Source organism: Actinomadura sp. BRA 177 (assembly GCF_013372625.1).
Lineage (GTDB): Bacteria > Actinomycetota > Actinomycetes > Streptosporangiales > Streptosporangiaceae > Spirillospora.
In genome coordinates, this window is record NZ_JABXFD010000732.1 from 1 (window position 1) to 10,340 (window position 10,340).

Consider the following 10,340-nt stretch of genomic DNA (forward strand, 5'->3'; position numbering starts at 1 on the left):
GGACGGGCCGTCGGCCGCTTTCCAACGACGGAATGTGAGCGACACGTGACCCTGCCGGCGCGGGCGCCGCTCGCCGGAGTCGCCGTCGTCGGACGCCTCGGCGGCGCCGTCGCCGCCGTCGCCCTTGTCGGCGGCCTCGCGCTCGATCACCTCGACCGGCACCAGCGACAGCTTGCCGCGCTGGTCGATCTCGGTGACCTCGACCTGGATCTTCTCGCCGACGCCCATGACGTCCTCGACGTTCTCGATCCGGGCGCCGCCGTGCAGCTTGCGGATCTGCGAGACGTGCAGCAGGCCGTCCTTGCCGGGCAGCAGCGACACGAACGCGCCGAACGTGGTGGTCTTGACGACGGTGCCGAGGAACCGCTCGCCGACCTCCGGCATGTGCGGGTTGGCGATCGAGTTGATCGCCTGCCGCGCGGCCTCGGCGGACGGGCCGTCGGTGGCGCCGACGTAGATGGTGCCGTCGTCCTCGATCGTGATGTCGGCGCCGGTGTCGTCCTGGATCGAGTTGATCATCTTGCCCTTGGGGCCGATGACCTCGCCGATCTTGTCGACCGGGACCTTGATCGTGATGATCCGCGGCGCGTTCGGGCTCATCTCGGCGGGCGCCTCGATGGCCTCCTGCATGACGTCCAGGATCGCCAGGCGGGCGCCCTTGGCCTGCTTCAGCGCGGCGGCCAGCACCGAGGCGGGGATGCCGTCGAGCTTGGTGTCGAGCTGCAGCGCGGTGATGAGGTCGCGGGTGCCGGCGACCTTGAAGTCCATGTCGCCGAACGCGTCCTCGGCGCCGAGGATGTCGGTCAGCGTGACGTACTCGCCGCCCTCGTGGATCAGGCCCATCGCGATGCCCGCCACCATCTGCCGCAGCGGGACGCCCGCGTCCAGCAGCGACATGGTGGACGCGCACACCGAGCCCATCGAGGTGGAGCCGTTGGAGCCGAGCGCCTCCGACACCTGCCGGATCGCGTACGGGAACTCCTCGCGCGTCGGCAGCACGGGCAGCAGGGCGCGCTCGGCGAGCGCGCCGTGCCCGATCTCGCGCCGCTTCGGCGAGCCGACCCGGCCGGTCTCCCCGGTGGAGTACGGCGGGAAGTTGTAGTTGTGCATGTAGCGCTTGGTGCGCTCGGGGTTCAGCGTGTCGATCGTCTGCTCCATGCGGAGCATGTTCAGCGTGGTCACGCCCATGATCTGGGTCTCGCCGCGCTCGAAGATCGCCGAGCCGTGCACGCGCGGGACGACGTGCGCCTCCGCGGTGAGCTGGCGGATGTCCTTCAGGCCGCGGCCGTCGATGCGCAGCCCGTCGCGGATGACCCGCTCGCGGACCAGCTTCTTGGTGACGGCGCGGTAAGCGGCGGAGATCTCCTTCTCGCGCCCCTCGAACCGCTCGGCGAGCTGCTCGGCGGCGGCCGCCTTGATCTCGTCGAGCCGGGACTCGCGCTCCTGCTTGCCGGCGATGGTGAGCGCCTGCGCGAGGTCGCCGCCGACGGCGTCGGTGACGGCGGCGAGCACGTCGTCCTGGTAGTCCAGGAAGATCGGGTACTCGCGGGTCTCCTTGGCGGCGACGGCCGCGAGGTCGCTCTGCGCCTTGCACAGCACCTTGATGAACGGCTTGGCCGCCTCAAGGCCCTCGGCGACGGTCTCCTCGGTCGGGGCGGTGGCGCCCTCGCCGACGAGCTTGATGGTGTCGCGGGTGGACTCGGCCTCGACCATCATGATCGCGACGTCGCCGTCCTCCAGCAGGCGCCCGGCGACGACCATGTCGAAGGTGGCGCGCTCGAGCTCGGGGTGCGTCGGGAAGCCGACCCACTGGCCCTCGATCAGCGCGACGCGGACGCCGCCGATCGGGCCGGAGAACGGCAGCCCGGCCAGCTGGGTGGACATCGAGGCGGCGTTGATCGCCACGACGTCGTACAGGTGGTCGGGGTGCAGCGCCATGATCGTCTCGACGACCTGGATCTCGTTGCGCAGGCCCTTGGTGAACGACGGGCGCAGCGGCCGGTCGATCAGCCGGCAGGTGAGGATCGCGTCCTCGGACGGGCGGCCCTCGCGGCGGAAGAACGAGCCGGGGATGCGCCCGGCCGCGTACATCCGCTCCTCGACGTCCACGGTCAGCGGGAAGAAGTCCAGGTTGTCCTTGGGCTTCTTGGACGCGGTGGTCGCCGACAGCACCATCGTCTCGTCGTCGAGGTAGGCGATGGCGGAGCCGGCCGCCTGCCGGGCCAGCCGGCCCGTCTCGAAGCGGATGGTGCGGGTGCCGAACGTGCCGTTGTCGATCACGGCCTCGGTGCTCTGCGCACCGTCGATGCGCACGGCTTCAGTCACGGGAAACCTCCTCAGGGTTCCATGTCGGTCCTCGCGGCCGTTTCCCGTTGGCTCGTCACGCTGCCGGTCTTCGATCGAAGCACCCGGATCGACAGGTCCGCCGATGCGGCGGAACGGATCCGGAAGCCACTACCGAGGACCGGCCCGCACCAGCGGTGTCCGCGAGGCTTGTCTGCAGTTGTGCGGCCGGGGCGGGCGGCGTGTGCGCGGGCCCGCCCGGCCATAAAAGGAAGGGAGCGGCCCGGGCGGGCCACTCCCTCACCGTGCTAGCGGCGGAGGCCGAGTCGCTCGATCAGCTGCCGGTAGCGGTTGATGTCCTTGTTGCTCAGGTACTTCAGGAGGCGGCGACGACGGCCGACCAGCAGCAGGAGGCCGCGGCGGCTGTGGTGGTCGTGCTTGTGCTCCTTCAGGTGCTCCGTCAGATCGTTGATGCGGCGCGTCAGCAGCGCGACCTGGACCTCCGGCGATCCGGTGTCACCCTCAGTGGTCGCGTACTCGGCGATGATCTGGTTCTTCGTGGCGGTGTCGAGCGACACGTGGCTCCTTCGATGGGATCGTCACCCGCAGATCCGGGCCCGGAGGGCGCACGGGTCCGCATGGTGCGTTTCAAGAGGGTGGCGGGCCGCATGAGGGTGCAGCCAGCCGCGCCAGGGCCCTCCCCGGCGACTATTCACCGTACCATGTCGGAAACCCGCCCCGTCACGAAGCGAAAACCTCTGTTATCGCAGGGTACGCAGCGAAAAAGCGTGCTTCGCCCCGGATCATTCGGAGGTGCTGTCCCGGATCCGGTCCACGTCCCGGTGCATCTGCTCGATCAGCGCCTCCACCGAGTCGAACTTCAGCGTGTCGCGGACGCGCTCGGTGAAGTCCACGCCCATGTGCTCGCCGTACAGGTCGAGGTCGTCGCGGTCCAGCGCGTACGCCTCGACGGTCCGCTCCCCCGCGCCCTCGAACGTCGGGTTCGTCCCGATGGAGATCGCGGCGGGCCAGCGGAAGCCCGGATAGCGGTCGGAGTCGCAGACCAGCCAGCCGCCGTAGACGCCGTCGGCCGGGATCGCGGTGTTCTGCGCCGTCTCCAGATTAGCCGTGGGGAAGCCCAGCGCGCGGCCCCGCTGGTGGCCGCGCACGACGATGCCCTCCACACGGTGCGGCCGGCCCAGCGCGCGCGCCGCCGCGTCCACCTCGCCGGCGTCGAGCCGTCCGCGGATGTAGGTGGACGAGATCGTGCCGCCGTTGGCCACGAGCGGCATGCCCTCGGCGGTGAAGTCGTACTTCTCGCCGAGCTCGCGCAGCAGCGCGACGTCCCCCTTGGCCTTGTGCCCGAAACGGAAGTCCTCGCCGACGATGACGTGCGCCGCGTGCAGCCGGTCGACCAGGACCTGCCGGACGAACTCGTCCGGCGGCGTCTTCGACAGCTCAAGTGTGAACGGGACGACGACGACCGCGTCCGCGCCGAGACCCTCCAGCAGTTCGATCCGGTGCCGGGTCGTGGCGAGCAGCGGCGGATGGGTGCCCGGCCGGACGACCTCGTCGGGATGCGGGTCGAAGGTGATGACCACCGAGCGCAGCCCGCGGCGGCGGGCCTCCGCCACCGCGGCACCGACGATCCGCTGATGGCCGCGGTGCACGCCGTCGAACACCCCGATGGTGATCACTGAACGGCCCCAGTCCGCGGGAACCTCGTCGAGGCCATTCCAACGCCGCACCATTCTCTCCCTGCGTAGGACGTGCCTGCCCGGTCTACTGCCGACCCTAAGAGTGCCATGACCGGACGCCTCCGGTCGCACCCAGGGGGTACCCCTCAGCCGGACTGGTAGACGACCAGCGACACCGCGATGTACTGCAGGATGTAGGCGGCGAGCGTGCAGGCGTGGAAGACCTCGTGGAAGCCGAACCAGCGCGGCGACGGGTCGGGGCGGCGCAGCCCGTACACGACACCGCCGACGCTGTAGCAGATGCCGCCGGTCGCGACCAGCACGCAGGCGGCGACTCCGGCGCCGTCCAGGAACTGCGGCAGGAAGAACACCGCGACCCAGCCGAGGACGATGTAGAGGGTCACGTAGAGTGCGCGGGGGGCGCCGATCCAGGCGGTGCGGAACACGACGCCGGCGATGGCGCCCGTCCAGACGGTGACGAGGACGGCGAGGCGCACGCCGCCGTCCAGTGCCAGGACCGCGAACGGCGTGTACGTCCCGGCGATGATCAGGTAGATGTTGGCGTGGTCGAACCGGCGCAGCACCTCGATCAGCCGGCTGGACCGCTGCCGGTGGTACGTCCCGGAGATCCCGAACAGCATCCCCGATGCCGCCACGTACACCGCCGACGCCAGCCGCGCGTGCACGCTCGGGCCGAGCGCCACCAGCACCAGCCCGGCGACCAGCACCGCGGGGAACGCGCCGAGGTGCAGCCAGCCGCGCAGCCGCGGGCGGGTCGGGGACGCCACCGGGGGGTGGTCCTTCACAGTGGTCACGGACACCTCCTCACCAACGAAACCTACGCTTACGTAGGTTACGTGGGCGTAGGTTGCCGCGCATCACTTTCGTCCGGTGATGCTCGCCACGGGCGCATTGCCCGCCCGGTCGGAGACTCAGGAGACGAACACCGCGATCGGCTTGGCGAGCCTGCCCTGCTCCTCGACGAGGGCGAGCAGCGTGCCGTCCGGCGCGAAGACGCCGACCGGGCCCGGCCCGAGCCCGGCGGCTGGGAGCCGCCCGCCGTGCGCGACCTTGCGGGCGTCCTCGGCCGAGACGTCCCGCCGCGGGAACACCGCCGCGACCGCCTCGCCCATCGGCAGGATCTCCAGCTTCTCGGCCAGCTGGTCAAGGGTCCGCGCGATCGCCAGGTCGTAGGGCCCGACGCGGGTGCGGCGCAGCGCGGTGAGGTGGCCGCCGCAGCCGAGGGACGCGCCCAGGTCCCGGGCCAGCGCCCGGATATAGGTGCCGGACGAGCACGAGACCGACGCGTCCACGTCGATCACGTCCCCGTCCCGGCGGACGTCCAGGACCGTGAACTCGTGGACCGTGACCGGGCGGGCGGCGAGCGCCACCTCCTCGCCCTTGCGCGCCATCTTGTAGGCCCGCTCCCCGTTCACCTTGATCGCGCTGACCTGCGGCGGGATCTGCTGGATCGGCCCGGTCAGCTCCGCGATGCCCGCGTGCAGCGCCTCGTCCGCGACGGACGCGGCGGACGCCGTCGCGGTGATCTCGCCCTCCGCGTCGTCGGTGTTGGTCGACTGCCCCAGCCGGATCGTGGCGTCGTACCCCTTCGCCGTCAGCGCGAGATGGCCGAGGAGGCGGGTGGCCTTGCCGACCCCGAGGACGAGCACGCCCGTCGCCATCGGGTCGAGCGTGCCCGCGTGCCCGACCCGCCGGGTCTTCGCCAGCCGCCGCATCCGCCCGACCACGTCGTGCGACGTCCAGCCGGCGGGCTTGTCCACGATGACGAGTCCCGAGTTGTCCACGCGCGCTCCGAAAGTGTCAGTCGTCAGTCGTCGGGGTCGCCGGGCACGCGCAGCGCCGCGCGCAGCCGGTCGATGATGCAGGCGGGCTCGCCGCCCATGGTGAACGCGGCGGCGGTGCGGTGCCCGCCCCCGCCGAGGTCGACGCAGGCGCGGCCGACGTCGACCGCGCCCTTGGAGCGGGTGGAGACGTACCACTCGCCCCGGTCGTTCTCCTTGCACACGACGGCGACCTCGGCCTCGTCGGTGCGCCTGAGCTGGTCGATGACCCCTTCGAGCTGGTCGTAGTGGACGTCGCGGGCGTCCCGGTCGGCGCGCGCGATCGTCGTCCACACCAGGCCGCGGCCGCCGGCGGCGTCGCGCTCCAGCCGGGCCCGCGCGAGCGCGCCCGCGAGGACCTGCAGGTAGCCGAACGGGGCCCGGTCCCACAGCTCGCGGCTGACCGCGTCCGGCCGGACGCCCGCCGTCAGCAGCCGTCCCGCCAGGTCGTGGACCTCGGGGGTCGTGCACGGGTACTTGAACGAGCCGGTGTCGCTGGCGAGCCCCGCGTACAGGCCCTGCGCCATGTCGCGGTCCAGCGGGACGCCGAGCCTGCGGATCAGCTCCTCGACCAGCACCGCGGTGGCGGCGGCGTCCGGGTCGACGAGCCGCACGCCGCCGAACCCGGTGTTGGACGCGTGGTGGTCGACGACGATCAGCGCGCCCGCCCGGTCGGCGGGCCCGGCGAGTTCGCCCAGCCGCGCGCGGCCCGCCGCGTCCAGCGAGATCATCAGTTCCGGCGCCGCCGGCACCCGCGCGGGCTCCACCAGCAACTCCTGGCCGGGCAGGAACCGCAGGATCGCCGGCACGGTGAACGGCTCCCCGAAGGACGCCGTGGGCCGCTTGCCCAGCGCGCGCAGCGCCTGCGCCAGCGCCAGCATGGAGCCGAGGGCGTCACCGTCCGGGGCCACATGGCAGGCGAGGCAGACCTCTTCCGCGGCGTGGATCAGCTCGACCGCGCGGTCCCACTCCAGCTCGGCGGACGCGTCGGCGGGCACGGCGCGAACGCCGCCGCCACCGCCGCGCGGGACGAGGTCATGGCCGTTCCCGGCGCGGCCGTCCACGTCGTGTAGGTGGAACTCCTCCGGCCGGCCGGCGCCCGGCGTCTCCGCGCGGCCCTCCGGACCGCTCACGATGACGGGCGTCCGGAACGGCCGTCCTCGCCCTCCCCCGCCGCGTCGCGACCGTCGGAGTGGTCCTCGTCGAGGTCCTCGTCCTCGGCGGCGGGCTCGCGGTAGGGGTTCGCCTCACCGGCGGGGGCCGCGCCCTGCGCGGCGCGCGCGACCTCGGCGTCCTTGGCGCGGGCCTTGGCCAGCAGGTCGTCGATGTGCGCCGCGTTCTCCATCAGGGAGTCCATGACGAAGGTGATGCTGGGCGTGTGCCGGACCCCGGTCTTGCGGCCCACCTCCGACCGGATGACGCCCTTCGCGCTCTCCAGCGCGGCGGCCGTCTCGGCGCGCTCGCCGTCCGACCCGTACACCGTGTAGTACACGGTCGCGTCGCGCAGGTCGTTGGTGATGCGGGTGTCCGTCACGGTCACGAAGCCGAGCCGCGGATCCTTGATCCGCCGCTCCAGCATCTCGGCCACGATCTGCTGGATGCGGTCGGCGAGCTTGCGCGCCCGGGCTGCGTCCACCATGATCGCACTCCCTTTCTCTGGTCTGCCGACCCTCTATGGTCCAACGCCGGGGGACCGGCGTTTCATTGTGGGGGACGCCCCCACGCCCCCGCCGTTCCGGACGCCGTTCAGTCCTCGGAGCTGAAGATCCGGTGGCGGGCGGACAGGAGTTCGATCTCCGGCCGTCCGGCCACCAGGCGTTCGCACTGGTCGAGCACCTGGGTGCAGTTGGCGGCGCTGCCCGACACCACCGCCACCCCGATCTCCGCCCTGCGGTACAGGTCGTTGCCGCCGGTCTCGGCGACGGCCACCGCCGGGAAGTGCTTGTGCACCTCGGCGATGATGGGCCGGACGACGGACCGCTTCTGCTTCAGCGAGCGGACGTCCCCCAGCAGCAGGTCGAGTGTCAGCGCACCCACGTACACCTGGTCGATCACCTCGGGATCTTCTGAAGATGGAACGACGGGGATCACCCGCCGTGTTCCCGGGCGGTGCCCGGGAAGTGGTCGACCCGCCGTGGCGGGGCCACGGCATACCGGCAACGCGCGCCGCGACGTGCCAGCGGCCGCCGGCACGAGGGCGCGCGGGCGATCGGTATCGCCGAGCCGAGCAGAGACGCTAGAAGATCCGCCCGCTCGTGTCACCCGGTTTACCGATCGGACGGGCGAACCGCCCGCCCGGACCGGCCCCGGAGGGCGCGGTCCGTGCGGGCGGGCCGCCGGGCCTCAGACGCGGGGCTTCTCCCGCATCTCGAAGCACTCGATGACATCGCCGAGCTTGATGTCGTTGTACCCCACGCCGATACCGCACTCGAAGCCCTCGCGGACCTCGGTCGCGTCGTCCTTGAAGCGGCGCAGCGACGACACCGTGAGGTTGTCGGCGACCACGACGCCGTCGCGGACGAGGCGGGCCTTGGCGTTGCGCTGGATGATCCCCGAGGTGACCATCGACCCGGCGACGTTGCCGATCCGCGGCACCTTGAAGATCTCGCGGACCTCGGCGGTGCCGAGCTGGGCCTCCTCGAACTCCGGCTTGAGCATGCCCTTGAGGGCCGCCTCGATCTCCTCGATCGCCTGGTAGATGATCGAGTAGTACCGGATGTCGACGCCCTCGCGGTCGGCCAGCTCCTGCGCGTTGCGCTCCGGCCGCACGTTGAAGCCGATGATGACCGCGCCCTCCTCGGACGCCAGCGACAGGTTGACGTCGTCCTGCGTGATCGCGCCGACACCGCGGCGGATGATCCGCAGGCTGACCTCGTCGCCCACGTCGATCTTGAGGAGCGAGTCCTCCAGCGCCTCGACCGAACCGGACACGTCGCCCTTGAGGATGAGCAGCAGTTCCTGCCGCTTGCCCTCCTGGAAGTCCTTGAACAGTTCCTCGAGGGAGCTGCTCTTGCGGCTCTTCAGGAGTTCGGCGTTGCGCTTGCGCGCGACCCGCTTGTCGGCGATCTGCCGGGCGATCCGGTCGTCGTCGACGACCAGGAAGTTGTCGCCCGCGCCGGGCACGGCCGCGAGGCCGAGCACCATCACCGGACGGGACGGGCCCGCCTCCTCGACGTTGTTGCCGTTCTCGTCGAGCATCGCCCGGACGCGGCCGTTGGCCACGCCGCAGACGATCGAGTCGCCGATCCGCAGCGTGCCGCGCTGCACCAGCACGGTCGCCACGGCGCCCCGGCCCTTGTCCAGGTGGGCCTCGATGGCCGAGCCCTGGGCGGGCATGTCGGGGTTGGCCTTCAGGTCGAGCTCGGCGTCGGCGGTCAGGACGATCGCCTCCAGCAGCCCGTCGATGTTGGTGCCCTGCTTGGCGGACACGTCGACGAACTGGGTGTCACCGCCGAACTCCTCGGCGACCAGCCCGTACTCGGTCAGCTGCGCGCGCACCTTGTTCGGGTCCGCGCCCTCGACGTCGATCTTGTTGACCGCGACGACGATCGGGACCCCGGCCGCGGTGGCGTGGTCGATCGCCTCGGTGGTCTGCGGCTTGACGCCGTCGTCCGCGGCGACCACCAGCACCACCAGGTCGGTGGTGTCGGCACCGCGGGCGCGCATGGCGGTGAACGCCTCGTGGCCCGGGGTGTCGATGAAGGTGATCTTGCGGTCCTCGCCGTCGACCTCGGTCTCGACCTGGTAGGCGCCGATGTGCTGGGTGATGCCGCCGGCCTCGCCCGCCTGCACGTTGGCGTGCCGGACGGCGTCCAGCAGCTTGGTCTTACCGTGGTCGACGTGGCCCATGACGGTGACCACCGGCGGACGGGACTGGAGGTACTCCTCGCCGCCCTCGTCCTCGCCGTACTCGATGTCGAACGACTCGAGCAGCGCGCGGTCCTCGTCCTCGGGGCTGACGACCTGGACGTCGAAGTCCAGCTCCAGCCCGAGCGACATCAGGTCGTCGGGGTCGACGGACTGGGTCGCGGTGACCATCTTGCCGAGGTGCATCATGATCGCGACGAGCGACGCCGGGTTGGCGCCGATCTTCTCGGCGAAGTCGGTCAGGGTCGCGCCCTGCGGCAGCCGGATGGTCTTGCCGTTGCCGCGCGGAGCCGAGACACCGCCGGCGGCGGGCGCCTGCATGTTCTCGAACTCTTGACGACGCGCCCGCTTCGACTTGCGTCCGCGCGCGGGGCGTCCGCCGGGACGTCCGAAGGCGCCCTGCGTGCCGCCGCGACCGCGGCCGCCGCCACTGTTGCCGGCCCGGCGGCCGTGGACACGCCGAGCGTCGACAGGGGCGAGATCGGCCCCTGCCGCGGTCGCGACTTCTGCCTCGACGGGCAGGGGAGCAAGCACCCGCTCGATGCGGGCGTGCTCGCCCGGCGGGTCCTAGCGGCCGTCGTGGCGAACGAGGCAATGGTCGTGGAGCCGCGCCGTGCGCGGCTCGCGTGGCCGTCCCGCCTCTCGCCGACGC

General features: G+C 71.7%; 10 protein-coding genes. 1 reads left to right on the top strand and 9 read right to left on the bottom strand.

The annotated features are described in order from the left end of the window. From HUX53_RS39590 to infB, 9 genes are all read right to left on the bottom strand, one after another. Window positions 1–2,307 (bottom strand): polyribonucleotide nucleotidyltransferase (locus HUX53_RS39590; RefSeq protein WP_309237649.1); only part of this gene is annotated, 2,307 nt, incomplete at its 3' end. Window positions 2,308–2,591: 284 nt separating this feature from the next. Continuing rightward, window positions 2,592–2,861, bottom strand: a complete 270-nt coding sequence (gene rpsO / locus HUX53_RS39595) for a 30S ribosomal protein S15 (RefSeq protein WP_021599383.1) — start codon at window positions 2,859–2,861, stop codon at window positions 2,592–2,594. Between the two features lie 225 nt (window positions 2,862–3,086). Continuing rightward, on the bottom strand, window positions 3,087–4,031 hold the full coding sequence (locus tag HUX53_RS39600) for a bifunctional riboflavin kinase/FAD synthetase (RefSeq protein WP_176408393.1): 945 nt from the start codon (window positions 4,029–4,031) through the stop codon (window positions 3,087–3,089). 95 nt (window positions 4,032–4,126) lie between these two features. Further along, window positions 4,127–4,795, bottom strand: coding sequence for a hemolysin III family protein (locus tag HUX53_RS39605; RefSeq protein ID WP_309237646.1), 669 nt, complete (start codon window positions 4,793–4,795; stop codon window positions 4,127–4,129). 117 nt (window positions 4,796–4,912) lie between these two features. Further along, window positions 4,913–5,785: a tRNA pseudouridine(55) synthase TruB gene (truB, locus tag HUX53_RS39610; RefSeq protein WP_176408391.1), complete on the bottom strand. Its 873-nt coding sequence runs from the start codon at window positions 5,783–5,785 to the stop codon at window positions 4,913–4,915. Between the two features lie 23 nt (window positions 5,786–5,808). Then, window positions 5,809–6,954, bottom strand: coding sequence for a bifunctional oligoribonuclease/PAP phosphatase NrnA (locus HUX53_RS39615; RefSeq protein ID WP_309237647.1), 1,146 nt, complete (start codon window positions 6,952–6,954; stop codon window positions 5,809–5,811). After that, window positions 6,951–7,460: a 30S ribosome-binding factor RbfA gene (gene rbfA, locus HUX53_RS39620; RefSeq protein ID WP_176408392.1), complete on the bottom strand. Its 510-nt coding sequence runs from the start codon at window positions 7,458–7,460 to the stop codon at window positions 6,951–6,953. Before rbfA ends, HUX53_RS39615 begins: the two co-directional genes overlap by 4 nt. Before the next feature lie 107 nt (window positions 7,461–7,567). Further along, the gene (locus tag HUX53_RS39625; RefSeq protein WP_309237648.1) at window positions 7,568–7,876 is read right to left on the bottom strand and encodes a DUF503 domain-containing protein; all 309 of its coding nucleotides are present in this window, start codon (window positions 7,874–7,876) and stop codon (window positions 7,568–7,570) included. Window positions 7,877–8,164: 288 nt separating this feature from the next. Further along, entirely contained in the window at window positions 8,165–10,009 is a 1,845-nt protein-coding gene (gene infB, locus HUX53_RS39630; RefSeq protein ID WP_217920443.1) for a translation initiation factor IF-2, read from the bottom strand. A gap of 12 nt (window positions 10,010–10,021) precedes the next feature. Here infB and HUX53_RS39635 point away from each other — a divergent pair. After that, window positions 10,022–10,340 (top strand): hypothetical protein (locus tag HUX53_RS39635; RefSeq protein ID WP_217920444.1); only part of this gene is annotated, 319 nt, incomplete at its 3' end.